The sequence below is a fragment of the Rahnella sp. WP5 genome (assembly GCF_000745615.1).
In the GTDB taxonomy this organism is placed as follows: domain Bacteria; phylum Pseudomonadota; class Gammaproteobacteria; order Enterobacterales; family Enterobacteriaceae; genus Rahnella; species Rahnella aceris.
In genome coordinates, this window is the sequence record NZ_JQJR01000017.1 from 17,789 (window position 1) to 32,521 (window position 14,733).

The window sequence follows — 14,733 nt, forward strand, 5'->3', positions numbered from 1 at the left end:
ATATTGCATAATTTGCAACGTCATCTTCGTAATATATCAATTTAAGCAATGTGTCACATGACATATAGTGAATTCACGGCGTTCACCGGCTCACCGGTGAAACAAAAAATAACAGCACTTACCTCGATAGAACGGAGCAAGACATGGCTAACTATTTCAACACACTGAACCTGCGTCAGCAGCTGGCACAACTGGGCAAATGCCGCTTTATGGGTCGCGATGAATTCGCGGACGAAGCCAGCTACCTCAAAGGTAAAAAAGTGGTGATTGTAGGCTGTGGCGCACAGGGCCTGAACCAGGGGCTGAACATGCGTGATTCCGGTCTGGATGTGTCCTACACCCTGCGTGCAGAAGCGATTGCTGAGAAGCGTGCTTCATGGCGTAAAGCGACCGAAAACGGCTTTAAAGTCGGTACTTACGAAGAACTGATCCCGCAGGCAGATCTGGTTATCAACCTGACACCAGACAAACAGCACAGCGCAGTAGTAAAAGCGGTTCAGCCTCTGATGAAAGACGGCGCAACACTGGGCTATTCCCACGGTTTCAACATCGTTGAAGTGGGCGAGCAAATCCGTAAAGACATCACCGTGGTGATGGTTGCGCCGAAATGCCCGGGTACCGAAGTGCGTGAAGAATACAAACGTGGTTTCGGTGTACCAACACTGATCGCCGTTCACCCGGAAAACGACCCGAAAGGCGAAGGCATGGCGATCGCTAAAGCCTGGGCAGCAGCAACCGGCGGCCATCGTGCAGGTGTTCTGCAATCTTCCTTCGTTGCCGAAGTGAAATCTGACCTGATGGGCGAGCAGACTATCCTGTGCGGCATGTTGCAGGCGGGTTCTCTGCTGTGCTTCGACAAACTGGTTGCTGACGGCGTTGATGAAGCTTACGCAGAAAAACTGCTGCAGTTCGGCTGGGAAACCATCACCGAAGCGCTGAAACAAGGCGGCATCACGCTGATGATGGACCGTCTGTCTAACCCGGCGAAACTGCGTGCTTATGCGCTGTCTGAACAACTGAAAGAGATCATGGCGCCGCTGTTCCAGAAACACATGGACGACATCATCTCTGGCGAATTCTCCAGCGGCATGATGGCTGACTGGGCGAACGACGATAAGAAACTGCTGACGTGGCGTGAAGAGACGGGCGCAACCGCATTCGAAAACGCGCCACAGTTCGAAGGTAAAATCTCCGAGCAGGAATACTTCGACCACGGTGTTGTGATGATTGCGATGGTGAAAGCAGGTGTTGAGCTGGCTTTCGAAACCATGGTAGCTTCCGGCATCATCGAAGAATCTGCTTACTACGAATCACTGCACGAACTGCCGCTGATCGCCAACACCGTTGCACGTAAGCGTCTGTACGAAATGAACGTGGTAATCTCCGATACGGCTGAATACGGTAACTACCTGTTCGCTAACGCTGCTGTACCGTTGCTGAAAGAGTTCATGACCACTCTGCAGGCAGGCGATTTGGGCAAATCAGTTGCCGAAACTCAGGTTGATAACGCGCAGCTGCGCGATGTTAACGAAGCGATTCGCAATCACCCGATTGAGTCCATCGGCCGCACCCTGCGTGGCTATATGACCGACATGAAACGCATTGCTGTAGCGAGTTAATTCATTAACCCTCAGGTATGAAATAGAAATAAAAAGGGCACTGCATGAAAATGCGGTGCCCTTTCTTTTGGTTCTGCCTGAGGCAGAACTTAGTTGCGGTACAAAATCTTAATGATGTGGTAACCGAACTGAGTGTGCAGCGGGCCCTGTGGCTCGATCAGCGGCGCAGAGAAAACCACTTTATCGAAAGCTGGCACCATTGCGCCTTGCTTGAATTCACCTAAATGGCCGCCTTTCTTGCCTGACGGACAGGTGGAATGTTTTTTAGCCAGTTTCTCAAAATCGCCACCGTTCTTCAGTTGTTCCAGAAGATCAAGTGCCTGTGCTTCTTCCTTTACCAGGATATGCATTGCTGCGGCAGTTTTTGCCATGATAAGACCTTTTTGCGAGAGTGTTTCCAGAGGCGTAATGTAACATCTGAAACACTGCGGGGGGAATCCGGCCTGCATTCCATACATCACAAATTGCGCCTTAAAGCCTGTCAATCTCAGGCGATGTTTCTGCTACAATCGCCGTCCTTGTCTATCAGGTGAGCAAAAATACGCCATGCGATTAAACCCCAGCCAACAACACGCCGTCGAATTCGTCACCGGACCCTGCCTGGTTCTGGCGGGGGCTGGCTCCGGTAAAACCCGTGTAATTACCAATAAAATCGCACACCTGATCCGTGAATGTGGCTATCAGGCACGTCACATTGCGGCTGTCACCTTTACCAATAAAGCCGCGCGTGAAATGAAAGAGCGTGTTGCACAAACCCTCGGTCGCAAAGAAGCGCGGGGCTTGCTGATTGCAACGTTCCACACGCTCGGGCTGGAAATCATCAAACGCGAATTTGCTGCCCTGGGGATGAAATCTAACTTCTCTTTATTTGATGATCAGGACCAGCTGGCGCTGCTGAAAGAGCTGAGCGAAAAATGGCTGGAGAACGATAAAACATTATTGCAGCAGCTGGTTTCCACGATCTCCAACTGGAAAAACGATCTGGTTGATCCTTCGCATGCCGCCGGGCTGGCGCGATCTGAACGTGATCAAATCTTTGCGCACTGCTACAGCCTTTACCACGATCATATGCGCGCGTGTAATATTCTCGACTTCGATGACCTGATCCTGTTGCCTACGTTACTGCTGCAAAGTAATGAAGAAGTGCGTGAACGCTGGCAGAACAAGTTGCGTTATCTGCTGGTCGATGAATATCAGGACACTAACACCAGCCAGTACATGATGGTGAAATTGCTGGTCGGCAACCGCGCACGTTTCACCGTTGTTGGTGACGATGACCAGTCGATTTACTCCTGGCGCGGCGCACGACCGCAAAACCTGGTGCTGCTGAAAGAAGACTTCCCGCAGTTACAGGTCATCAAACTTGAGCAAAATTACCGTTCCACCCAGCGTATTCTGAAAGCTGCCAATATTCTGATTGCCAATAATCCGCATGTGTTCGAGAAGCGCTTGTTCTCTGAACTGGCTTATGGCGAAACGCTGAAGGTCGTGACGGCGAATAATGAAGATCATGAATCCGAGCGGGTGGTCGGTGAGCTAATTGCTCATCATTTCATCAACAAAACCGCTTATGGCGATTACGCGATTTTGTACCGTGGTAACCACCAGTCGCGTTTGTTTGAAAAAATGCTGATGCAAAACCGCATCCCGTACCGGATTTCCGGCGGCACGTCCTTCTTCTCCCGACCGGAGATTAAAGACCTGCTGGCCTATTTGCGTGTGCTGACCAATCCGGACGACGACAGCGCATTCCTGCGCATCGTTAACACGCCACGTCGTGAAATCGGCGCGGCCACCCTGCAGAAACTGGGGGAGTGGGCCAATCAGCGCAACAAAGGGCTGTTCAAAGCCAGTTTTGATATGGGACTGAGCCAGTCTCTGACCGGACGCGGGCTGGAATCCCTGCAACGTTTCACGCACTGGATGGGCAATATCTCTGAGCTGGCCGAACGTGAGCCGGTTGCGGCTGTCCGGGATTTGATCCACGGCGTTGACTATGAAAGCTGGCTGTTTGAAACCTCGCCAAGCCCGAAAGCGGCTGAAATGCGCATGAAAAACGTTAATCAGCTGTTCAGCTGGATGACGGAAATGCTTGAGGGTACCGATCTGGATGAGCCAATGACGCTCACGCAGGTGGTCACCCGCTTCACGCTGCGTGACATGATGGAACGCGGTGAGAACGACGAAGAGCTGGACCAGGTTCAGCTGATGACGCTGCATGCTTCGAAAGGGCTGGAGTTCCCGTATGTGTATCTGGTCGGTATGGAAGAAGGTTTGCTGCCGCATCAGAGCAGTATCGATGAAGACAACGTGGATGAAGAGCGGCGTCTGGCTTATGTGGGGATTACCCGGGCACAAAAAGAGCTGACGTTTACACTCTGTCGCGAACGCCGTCAGTACGGCGAACTGATCCGTCCGGAACCGAGCCGCTTCCTGCTGGAATTACCACAGGATGACCTGGCCTGGGAAAGCGAACGTAAAGTGGTAAGTGCGCAGGAACGCATGGTGAAAGGGCAAAGCCATCTGGAGAAAATTCGCGAGCAACTGGCGAAAGCGAAAGGCGGCAATTAGCCATTAAGCATGAGCCATTAAAAAAGCAGAGGCTGATGAATCAGGTCTCTGCTTTTCTAACGTTTTACAACTGCTCATCACTGTTCTTCGACAAACAGCGGCCAGTGGACATAACTTTGCCAGTGGCTTTCCTGCTCTAATTCTTCAGCGCGCAAAGGATGCTGTTCCAGCCAGCCCTGTGGCACAATCACACTCAGTTCATCATCATTAGCACGTAAACGCACAGCAGGCAGTGTGTCGTCGCGACGACGGCTGGCAAATATGATCGCCAGGCGCAGAATACGACAAAGACGTTGTGCCTGACGCGGCGGCACGGCGTTTTGCTCATTGAGCAACGGTAAATCGAGCATGTTGTTCTGGTTTTGCAGTAACGTCGCCAGCAGTTTTTTCTGCGCCGGCGTGAAACCCGGTAAATCCAGATGACGGATCAGATAGGCTGCGTGATGCGGTGCTTTCTTGAAATCGACACTCAGCCCAATTTCGTGGATCAGGCAGGCACTGTTGAGCAGTTCACGGGCACGGGCATCCAGCTTCCATTCCTGAGCCACCTGCAGCGAAAAGTTCTCAGCCAGTTGCGCCACACGCTCGGCCTGCTCGTTATCCAGCAGATAACGGCGTTGCAGATTACGCAGCGTACGCTGACGGATATCTTGCTCGATCGGCAAATGCAGCATGCCGTAAACCAGACCTTCACGCAGTGCACCACCCGCCAGTGTCATCATTTCGATGTTCAGCGTTTTGAAAATGGCGATCAGAATAGACAGTCCGCTCGGGAAAACCAGCGCACGTTCAAGGGTCAGACCTTCAATCTCCAGTTCTTCCAGCTTGCCGCACAGAATGGCGCGCTGTTTGAGCTGCTGAAGTTTAGGCAGAGTGATGCGTTCATCCATGCCTTGAGCGACCATGATTTCCTGCAAGGCTTGCACGGTACCTGAAGCGCCGACACAAATCTGCCAGCCATTGGCAATCAGCTCAGGTGCCACAGGAAGGATCATGTCGGTCGCAGCCTGTTCAGCCTGATCAAAGTTTTCTTTTGCCAGATTTCGATCTGCAAAATACTGCTCGAGCCAGGTGACGCAGCCCATCGAAAGGCTATAAAGCGTGGTGGCCTGAGCCCCAATGCCGGTCACCAGTTCGGTGCTGCCACCACCAATATCAACCACCAGACGTTTATCTGGCCCGCCCGTGGTGTGAGCAACGCCGTGATAAATCAGACGTGCTTCTTCTTCACCGGTAATGACCTGAATCGGGCAACCGAGAATTGCCTGAGCTTTACCCAGAAACTCATCGGCATTGCTGGCAAGACGCAGCGTTGCGGTGGCAACCACACGAATTTGGTCGCGCGGGATATCCTGCAATCTTTCAGAAAATAGTTTCAGGCATTGCCAGCCACGCTGCATCGCTTCCTGAGAAAGCAGGTTTTGTTTATCCAGACCGGCTGCCAGACGCACTTTGCGCTTAATTCTGGCGAGGGTCTGGATACTGCCTGCCACCTCACGAACAACCAGCATGTGAAAGCTGTTAGAGCCCAGATCAATCGCTGCATACAGTGAGGTGGAACTTAACATAGGTTATCAGCCCGGACGTTTACGGTTGCTACGTGGTGCACTGCTGCGACGTGAAGACGAATTACTGTTGCGGCGCGGGCCGTTACCGGTGCGCGAGCGGGCAAGACGTTTTGCAGGAGGCAAATCAGTTAACAGCGCATCGCTGTTGTATTTACTCACCGGAATGCTGTGGCCGGTATAGGTTTCTATCGCTGGCAGATTCAGGGCATATTCTTCACACGCCAGGCTGATGGAATGACCACTCAGACCCGCACGGCCGGTACGACCAATGCGATGCACGTAGTCTTCACAGTCGTCAGGCAAGTCATAGTTAAAGACGTGTGTCACGGCAGGAATGTGCAAACCACGGGCAGCAACGTCGGTCGCAACCAGAATATCCAGCGTGCCTTTAGTGAAGTCTTCCAGAACGCGAAGGCGTTTTTTCTGCGGGACGTCACCGGTCAGCAAACCGACGCGGTGTCCGTCGGCAGCCAGATGGCCCCAGACATCTTCACAACGGTGTTTGGTGTTTGCAAAAATAATGCAACGATCCGGCCATTCCTCTTCAATCAGCGTCTGTAACAGACGCATTTTTTCTTCATTTGAAGGATAGAACAGCTCTTCCTGAATACGGTGGCCCGTTTTTTGTTCCGGTTCGATCTCAATCGACTCGGCATTATTCATGTTTTCGAACGCCAGTTCTTTCACACGATAGGAAAGCGTTGCTGAGAACAGCATGTTCAGGCGTTGATTAGCAGGAGGCATCCGGCGGAACAACCAGCGGATATCTTTGATGAAGCCCAGATCGAACATACGGTCTGCTTCATCCAGTACCACCACCTGGATCGCGCCCAGGTCGATGTGGTTCTGTTTAGTGTAATCGATTAAACGGCCGGTGGTTCCGATCAGGATGTCCACGCCGCTTTCCAGCACTTTAAGCTGTTTGTCGTAACCGTCGCCGCCATACGCCAGACCTAATTTCAGCCCGGTAGATTCAGATAATGCTTCGGCGTCGGAGTGAATCTGCACCGCGAGTTCACGCGTAGGTGCCATGATCAAGGCACGCGGCTGGTTAGTCTGACGACCTTCCGCAGCAGGGTGAGAAAGCAGATAATGGAAAGTAGACGCTAAAAAAGCCAGCGTCTTGCCGGTACCGGTTTGCGCCTGACCTGCAACATCACGCCCAGCGAGCGTGATTGGCAATGCCAATGCCTGAATAGGAGTACAGTAATGGAACCCTTTCTTTTCAAGGGCTTCTACTGCCAGCGGGTGCAGGGCGAAGTCGGAAAACTTCTGTTCGGTCAAGTGTGTTTTGCTCATAGTGTGGTAGAATATCAGCTAACTATTGCTTTACGAAAGCGTATCCGGTGAAATAAAGTCAACCTGATGTTGGTTAATGCTACATCAACAAGGTAAAGATAATCCTTTGGAGTAAACATGAGCGATAAAATTATTCACCTGACCGATGACAGTTTCGACAACGACGTATTGAAAGCCGAAGGGCTGGTGCTGGTCGATTTTTGGGCAGAGTGGTGCGGACCATGTAAGATGATCGCTCCAATTCTGGATGAAATTGCCACTGAGTTCGAAGGCAAGCTGACCATCGCGAAACTGAATATCGACGAAAACCCAGGTACTGCACCTAAATACGGCATCCGTGGTATTCCTACCCTGCTGTTATTTAAAGGCGGCGAAGTCGCAGCAACTAAAGTTGGCGCACTGTCGAAAGGTCAGCTGAAAGAGTTCTTAACAGCTAATCTGTAATCGGTCGGGATGACCCAAGCCAGGTGTTTAGCGGGCTGTCGTGTTTTTCACATTGTCCGCTAGACGCCTGTCAAGAAGCGTGCTAAGTTTACGCTTACTGCAAATAGAGCTTACCTGTAGTTTGATTCTTACGTTTTACTCTGTTGTGTCAAAAACATCTGCCTATAAAGTTTCTTTGAATAATAATTAAATTGAACTGGCACTGTGCTTGACCATCTAACGGTTTTGACAAAATCGGCTTTAAGACACCTTCAATATCAGCACTATCCCTCAAGAATCGCCCGCGAGCGACTACCTGCGGCTGGATTTCCGGGCTGTTATTTAAGTGTCATACAATAAACAGGCATGGATGACCCTGCCATACCCATTCACGACAGATGTTCGAGACATACCCCGAGTTTAAGAACCCACCATTATGAATCTTACCGAATTAAAGAATACGCCGGTCTCTGACCTGATTGCACTCGGCGAAAATATGGGACTGGAAAACCAGGCCCGCATGCGCAAGCAAGACATTATCTTTTCAATATTGAAGCAGCATGCGAAAAGCGGAGAAGACATCTTCGGTGATGGCGTACTGGAGATATTGCAGGATGGATTTGGTTTCCTCCGCTCCGGAGACAGTTCCTACCTCGCAGGCCCCGACGACATCTACGTATCTCCAAGCCAAATCCGCCGCTTCAACCTTCGTACTGGCGACACCATTTCCGGTAAAATCCGTCCACCTAAAGAAGGTGAACGTTATTTTGCCCTGTTGAAAGTTAACGAAGTTAACTACGACAAACCAGAAAACGCCCGCAGTAAAATCCTGTTTGAAAACTTAACCCCTCTGCATGCAAATTCACGTCTGCGTATGGAACGGGGTAACGGTTCAACAGAAGATTTGACCGCTCGCGTACTGGACTTAGCGTCTCCAATTGGTCGTGGCCAACGTGGTCTGATTGTTGCGCCGCCGAAAGCCGGTAAAACCATGCTGCTGCAAAACATCGCGACCAGCATTGCGTATAACCACCCTGATTGCGTACTGATGGTTCTGCTGATTGACGAACGTCCGGAAGAAGTGACCGAGATGCAGCGTCTGGTGAAAGGCGAAGTTATCGCTTCCACCTTTGACGAACCGGCATCCCGACACGTTCAGGTCGCCGAAATGGTGATCGAGAAGGCGAAGCGTCTGGTTGAGCATAAGAAAGATGTGATCATTCTGCTGGACTCCATTACCCGCCTGGCACGTGCTTACAATACCGTGGTACCAGCTTCAGGCAAGGTACTGACCGGTGGTGTGGACGCCAACGCCTTGCACCGTCCAAAACGTTTCTTCGGTGCTGCGCGTAACGTGGAAGAGGGCGGCAGCCTGACCATCATCGCTACTGCGCTGGTCGATACCGGTTCTAAAATGGATGAAGTTATCTATGAAGAATTTAAAGGTACCGGTAACATGGAATTACATCTGGCGCGTAAAATCGCTGAAAAACGTGTATTCCCTGCCATCGACTACAACCGCTCTGGTACCCGTAAAGAAGAGCTGTTGACCACTTCTGAAGAACTGCAAAAAATGTGGATCCTGCGTAAAATCATTCATCCGATGGGTGAGATTGATGCGATGGAATTCCTCATCAACAAGCTTGCAATGACTAAGACAAATGACGACTTCTTCGACATGATGAAACGTTCGTAATTTGGTGTAACGTCAGATCAACGCCACGCACAGTCGTGGCGTTTTTTGCTTTTGGTGGCTACCATAATGCTACTTTGGGAAGATTGTCAGACTATTCGGATAATAGCTGATGGTTTTCCACGTGCCCTTTCTTTACTTTGTCGGTTGATTGCCCAAGAAATGGCAGCAGATAAGGTCTTGCCCGAGACAAAACCATAACTGCCACCATAGGATATGATTTAAGGCTGTGAGGTTTATGATGCTTTCGACTCCACACACCTTATTTTTGCAGAAGAGAATTCTTAACTGTGAATTTACTCAATATGAGTACTGAGCTAGCTGTTGTTTTCGTATTTTCATTCCTCTTTTTATTCGTTGCCCGGAAGGTAGCGAATAAAATCGGACTTGTTGATAAGCCAAATTTTCGTAAGCGTCACCAGGGACTGATCCCACTGGTGGGTGGGATCTCTGTATTTGCTGGCGTTTGCTTTGCCTTTCTGATCACCAGTTATACCATCCCCCATGGCTATCTTTACCTTGCCTGCGCCGGACTACTGGTATTAGTCGGTGGTCTGGATGACCGTTTCGATATCAGTGTCAAAACCCGGGCGATGGTTCAGGCTGTGGTCGCTGTTGCGATGATGAGTTTTGCTAACCTCACCCTTCGCAGCCTCGGACATCTGATTGGTCCCTGGGAAATGGTATTAGGCCCGTTTGGCTATCTTGTCACCCTGTTTGCCGTTTGGGCTGCTATTAATGCCTTCAACATGGTCGACGGTATTGATGGCTTACTGGGTGGCTTGTCTTGTGTCAGCTTTGGCTCGTTAGGCATTATCATGTACGACAGCGGACACATGGAACTCGCGTTCTGGTGCTTCGCGATGATTGCCGCGATCATCCCCTATATTTTACTCAATCTGGGTGTTTTAGGGCCCCGTTACAAAGTCTTTATGGGTGACGCTGGCAGCACGCTGATAGGGTTTACTGTCATCTGGATCCTCCTGCAAAGTACGCAAGGTGAATCTCATCCGATGAATCCGGTGACGGCACTTTGGCTTATCGCTATTCCCCTGATGGACATGGTTGCCATCATGTACCGACGCCTTCGCAAAGGAATGAGCCCGTTCTCAGCGGATCGTCAGCACATTCATCATTTGATCATGCGTGCAGGTTTTACTTCTCGCCAGGCTTTCGTCTTAATTACCGTCGCTGCCGCCATTCTGGCGGGGATTGGCGTGGTGGGCGAACATCTGAGTTTTGTTCCCGAATGGATAATGCTGGCTTTATTCTTCGTTGCCTTCCTGGTGTACGGCATTTGCATCAAGCACGCCTGGCGCGTGGCGCGGTTTATTAAACGGGTTAAAAGACGTTTGCGCCGTTCCTCTAATCAATAATCACTCTTTTAAGCAAGGGCATACTGGCTGTGGATAAACCAGAAATGATGAGAAACCAGAACGAACACGCCATTGAGAACGAGCTTGATATCCGTGGGTTGTGCTGCACTTTATGGAACGGAAAATTCTGGATTGCAGGTCTGGCGATACTCTTTGCCTTAATCGCCCTGGGCTCGTCTTACCTGATGAAACAGGAGTGGAGTTCCACGGCGATCACGGATCGACCTACGGTCAATAATCTTTCGTCCTATTTCTCGCAGGCACAGTTTCTGCGTAATTTGGATGTGCATAACGCGCCGCAGTCAGACGCCAGCAGGCCACCCATTTCTGATGAAGCCTACAACGAGTTTGTCATGCAACTCGCGGCTTATGACACCCGCCGGGATTTCTGGCTGCATAGCCCTTATTACAAGCAACGTCAGGAAAATGATGCGCGTGCTGATGCCGTTCTGCTGGATGAAATGATCAATGACATTCAGTTTACTGCCCGTGATGTACCGAAAGTGCCGAACGATATTGTGAAACTCACTGCGGAAAACGCGGCTGATGCTAATAAGCTTTTGCGCCAGTATGTCGATTTTGCCAGCCAGCGTGCTGCACAGCATCTGTATGATGAACTGGAAGGTGCGTGGGCGGCACGAACGCAGTCAATGAAAGCGCAGGTCAAACGTCAGGAAGAAGTTGCTCAGACTATTTTCAAGCGCACCACGCATAATACTGAGCAGGCACTGAAGATTGCTCAGCAGCAAAACATTCATAAAAGTGTGACTGACACGCCCGCTGAAGAATTACCGGATTCCGATATGTTCCTGCTGGGTGTGCCCATGCTCAAGGCCCGTCTTGAATTACTGCAAGCATCCGGTCCGGGGTATGATCTGGACTACGATCAGAACCGTGCGATGCTGTCGACCCTCAACGTCGGGCCAACGCTTACGGCAAAATTCCAGACTTATCGTTATTTGAGAACGCCTGAAGAACCTGTAAAACGTGACAGCCCGCGCCGGGCATTACTGATGATTATGTGGGGCATTGTCGGTGGTTTAATCGGGGCTGGTGTTGCCCTGACTCGCCGTAAAAATAAGAGAAACACATTGTGAAAGTGTTGACGATTTTCGGCACTCGTCCGGAGGCCATCAAAATGGCCCCGCTGGTGCTTGCTTTGTCGCAGGATGCGGCTTTTGAATCTAAAGTTTGTGTGACGGCTCAACACCGTGAAATGCTCGATCAAGTATTGCGCCTCTTTGAAATTACTCCGGATTATGATCTCAACATCATGAAACCAGGGCAGGGTCTGACAGAAATTACCAGCCGGATCCTGACCGGGCTTAAGCCTGTTCTGGATGAGTTCAGGCCTGACATTGTGCTGGTTCATGGTGATACCACCACGACGTTATCCGCCAGCCTTGCGGCGTTTTATCACCAGATCCCCGTCGGGCACGTTGAAGCAGGCCTGCGTACCGGAGATCTGTCTTCTCCGTGGCCGGAAGAAGGTAATCGCCTGTTAACAGGCCATCTGGCGAAATGGCACTTTGCGCCCACCGAGAATGCCAGTGCCAATTTGCAGCGGGAAAATATTGCCGGAGAGAATATTTTTGTCACTGGAAATACGGTGATTGATGCACTGCTCTGGGTTCGCGACCGCTTTAATAGCGATGCCTCGCTGGCACAGCAACTGGCTGATAACTATCCATTTCTTGATGTGAACAAAAAGCTGATTTTAGTGACGGGCCACCGCCGTGAAAGTTTTGGCGAAGGCTTCGAGCGGATTTGCTCTGCCCTGGCGGAAATTGCGTGCAAGCACCCTGACGTACAAATTGTTTATCCGGTGCATCTCAACCCCAATGTCAGCGAGCCGGTGAACCGCATTCTGCAAAGCATCGACAATATCGTGCTGATCGACCCTCAGGACTACCTGCCATTCGTTTACCTGATGGATAAAGCCTATCTGATCCTGACCGATTCCGGTGGTGTGCAGGAAGAAGCGCCTTCACTGGGCAAGCCCGTGCTGGTGATGCGTGAAACCACAGAACGTCCGGAAGCGGTTGATGCCGGAACAGTCCGGCTGGTGGGTACAAATCCCGCTAAAATAGTCGAGGAAGTGAACCGTCTGCTGAACGATGAAAACGAATACAACAGCATGAGCCGGGCGCACAATCCTTACGGCGACGGGCATGCCTGCCGCCACATTCTTGACGCATTGAAAAATCATTGGGTATCACAATGAGTTTTAACACTATCTCTGTTATCGGACTGGGCTACATCGGTCTGCCAACCGCCGCCGCTTTTGCCTCACGCCAGAAAAAGGTGGTGGGTGTTGATATCAATCAGCATGCCGTGGAGACGATTAACCGCGGTGCGATCCACATTGTTGAACCCGATCTCGACCTTCTGGTCAGACAGGCGGTTGATGCGGGATTTTTGCGGGCAGTGACTCAGCCTGAACCTGCGGATGCTTTCCTGATCGCTGTCCCGACGCCATTTAAGGGCGATCATTTACCGGATATGAAATTCGTCGAATCTGCGGCACGTTCTCTGGCGCCGGTTCTGAAAAAAGGCGATCTGATCATTCTGGAATCCACGTCACCAGTGGGTGCGACAGAGCAAATGGCCGCCTGGCTGGCAGAAGTCCGCCCTGACCTGAGCTTCCCTCAGCAGGCCGGTGAGCAATCCGATATCAATATTGCCTATTGCCCGGAGCGCGTGTTGCCAGGGCAGGTGATGGTTGAACTGATTAAAAATGACCGCGTGATTGGCGGCATGACATCAGTTTGTTCACGGCGTGCCAGCGATTTGTATAACATTTTTCTCGAAGGCGAATGTGTTATTACCCACTCCCGTACTGCCGAAATGTGCAAGCTGACGGAAAACAGTTTCCGCGACGTAAACATTGCCTTTGCTAATGAATTGTCGCTGATTTGCGATGCGCAGGGCATTAACGTCTGGGAACTGATCAGTCTGGCGAACCGCCATCCACGGGTAAATATTTTGCAGCCGGGTCCGGGTGTGGGCGGGCATTGTATTGCGGTCGATCCATGGTTCATTGTTGCGCAAAACCCTGAGCTGGCAAGAATTATCCGCACGGCGCGTGAAGTGAACGACAGCAAACCGCACTGGGTGGTGGAGCGCGTGAAAGCGGCACTGGCAGATTGCCTGACCACCACGGGAAAACGTGCGGCCGACATCAAAATCGCCTGCTTTGGTCTGGCGTTTAAACCGAATATTGACGATCTCCGCGAAAGTCCGGCAGTGGAAGTGACGCACCTGATTGCTGACTGGCATTCAGGTGAAACCTGGGCGGTTGAGCCTAATGTGCATCAGCTTCCTGCTTCTCTGGCGGACAAAGTGACGTTACATCCCCTTGATCGCGCGCTGGCAGAAGCCGATCTGCTGGTGATGTTAGTCGATCACAAGCCGTTCAAAGCGATCCCTGCTGATCAGGTCCGGCAGTCATGGATTGTGGATACCAAAGGCGTATGGCGATAAACCTGCCTTTGCACGGCAATATCGCCCCGCTCGAATGGGAGAGTGATTTCTTCCAGCTCAACAGTGCGCGTCTGACGCCAGAGGCCTCTGCCGGTGAAATCACGCCGCAGAGGCTGGAACAATATGCGCTGGTGCAGTCGAAAGTGGATGCGTCACAAACGCACACGCTGGATGCGCTTTCGGCGCTGGGTTTCCGGCTGGCAGAAGGTGAAACGGACATTTGCGTGACGGTGACGCCGCAGGATAACGCGCTGACGGCCGGGCGTCTGGCGGTACCGGACAATATTGCGGATGTGACCGCGATTGCCCGTCAGGCTTTTCATCTCAGCCGTTTTCGCGCGCCCTGGTATCAGCCTGATGACAGCGCCCGTTTCTATGCGATGTGGGCGGAAAAGGCGGTGCTGGGTACGTTCGACCATCTTTGCCTTTGGGCCGATGACGAGCAGGGCAATGCGCTGGGTTTTGTCACCTTGCGTCGTATTTCGCAAGACGAAGCAAGAATTGGCCTGCTGGCTGTCAGACCTGAATATCAGGGGCAGGGAGCGGGCAAAAAGTTAATGGCGGCTGCGAAAAAATGGTGTGCTGAACAGGGCGTGTCGCGAATGTATGTGGCCACGCAAACCGGCAATATCGCGGCCTTAAATCTTTATCTCGCCAGCGGTGGCAAAGTTATCCGCACGGCGTACTGGTTGTACAGGTGA

Annotated in this window: 12 protein-coding genes; 9 read left to right on the forward strand and 3 right to left on the reverse strand. The window is 51.4% G+C overall.

Going from position 1 to position 14,733, the window contains the following annotated elements; all coding sequences use genetic code 11:
- Window positions 1-143 precede the first annotated feature (143 nt).
- Window positions 144-1,619 carry a ketol-acid reductoisomerase gene (ilvC, locus tag EX31_RS15020; protein WP_013577542.1) on the forward strand — a complete coding sequence of 492 codons (1,476 nt, stop codon included), beginning with the start codon at window positions 144-146 and terminating at the stop codon, window positions 1,617-1,619.
- 89 nt (window positions 1,620-1,708) lie between these two features.
- Here ilvC and ppiC read toward each other — a convergent pair whose 3' ends face one another.
- Window positions 1,709-1,990, reverse strand: coding sequence for a peptidylprolyl isomerase PpiC (ppiC, locus tag EX31_RS15025; protein WP_015690589.1), 282 nt, complete (start codon window positions 1,988-1,990; stop codon window positions 1,709-1,711).
- Between the two features lie 175 nt (window positions 1,991-2,165).
- Here ppiC and rep point away from each other — a divergent pair, with 175 nt between their 5' ends.
- The gene (gene rep / locus EX31_RS15030) at window positions 2,166-4,190 is read left to right on the forward strand and encodes a DNA helicase Rep (protein WP_013577540.1); all 2,025 of its coding nucleotides are present in this window, start codon (window positions 2,166-2,168) and stop codon (window positions 4,188-4,190) included.
- 77 nt (window positions 4,191-4,267) lie between these two features.
- Here rep and gppA read toward each other — a convergent pair whose 3' ends face one another.
- Entirely contained in the window at window positions 4,268-5,758 is a 1,491-nt protein-coding gene (gene gppA / locus EX31_RS15035; RefSeq protein ID WP_037035447.1) for a guanosine-5'-triphosphate,3'-diphosphate diphosphatase, read from the reverse strand.
- Window positions 5,759-5,764: 6 nt separating this feature from the next.
- Window positions 5,765-7,057, reverse strand: a complete 1,293-nt coding sequence (gene rhlB, locus EX31_RS15040; protein ID WP_013577538.1) for an ATP-dependent RNA helicase RhlB — start codon at window positions 7,055-7,057, stop codon at window positions 5,765-5,767.
- Between the two features lie 117 nt (window positions 7,058-7,174).
- Between rhlB and trxA the strand changes: the two genes are divergently transcribed.
- The 7 genes from trxA to rffC all read left to right on the forward strand — a co-directional run bounded on the left by trxA (window position 7,175) and on the right by rffC (window position 14,733).
- Window positions 7,175-7,501, forward strand: a complete 327-nt coding sequence (trxA, locus tag EX31_RS15045; protein WP_013577537.1) for a thioredoxin TrxA — start codon at window positions 7,175-7,177, stop codon at window positions 7,499-7,501.
- Between the two features lie 415 nt (window positions 7,502-7,916).
- Complete coding sequence (gene rho / locus EX31_RS15050; protein ID WP_013577536.1) at window positions 7,917-9,176, forward strand: transcription termination factor Rho; 1,260 nt, start codon at window positions 7,917-7,919, stop codon at window positions 9,174-9,176.
- A gap of 287 nt (window positions 9,177-9,463) precedes the next feature.
- Window positions 9,464-10,549 (forward strand): UDP-N-acetylglucosamine--undecaprenyl-phosphate N-acetylglucosaminephosphotransferase, encoded by a 1,086-nt coding sequence (gene wecA, locus EX31_RS15055; RefSeq protein WP_015690588.1) that lies wholly within the window; start codon window positions 9,464-9,466, stop codon window positions 10,547-10,549.
- A gap of 44 nt (window positions 10,550-10,593) precedes the next feature.
- Window positions 10,594-11,646 carry an ECA polysaccharide chain length modulation protein gene (gene wzzE / locus EX31_RS15060; RefSeq protein WP_013577534.1) on the forward strand — a complete coding sequence of 351 codons (1,053 nt, stop codon included), beginning with the start codon at window positions 10,594-10,596 and terminating at the stop codon, window positions 11,644-11,646.
- Window positions 11,643-12,773 (forward strand): non-hydrolyzing UDP-N-acetylglucosamine 2-epimerase, encoded by a 1,131-nt coding sequence (wecB, locus tag EX31_RS15065; RefSeq protein ID WP_037035449.1) that lies wholly within the window; start codon window positions 11,643-11,645, stop codon window positions 12,771-12,773. The genes wzzE and wecB overlap by 4 nt, the downstream gene beginning before the upstream one ends.
- On the forward strand, window positions 12,770-14,032 hold the full coding sequence (gene wecC / locus EX31_RS15070) for a UDP-N-acetyl-D-mannosamine dehydrogenase (protein WP_037035450.1): 1,263 nt from the start codon (window positions 12,770-12,772) through the stop codon (window positions 14,030-14,032). Before wecB ends, wecC begins: the two co-directional genes overlap by 4 nt.
- Window positions 13,999-14,733 carry a dTDP-4-amino-4,6-dideoxy-D-galactose acyltransferase gene (gene rffC, locus EX31_RS15075; protein ID WP_051931047.1) on the forward strand — a complete coding sequence of 245 codons (735 nt, stop codon included), beginning with the start codon at window positions 13,999-14,001 and terminating at the stop codon, window positions 14,731-14,733. The genes wecC and rffC overlap by 34 nt, the downstream gene beginning before the upstream one ends.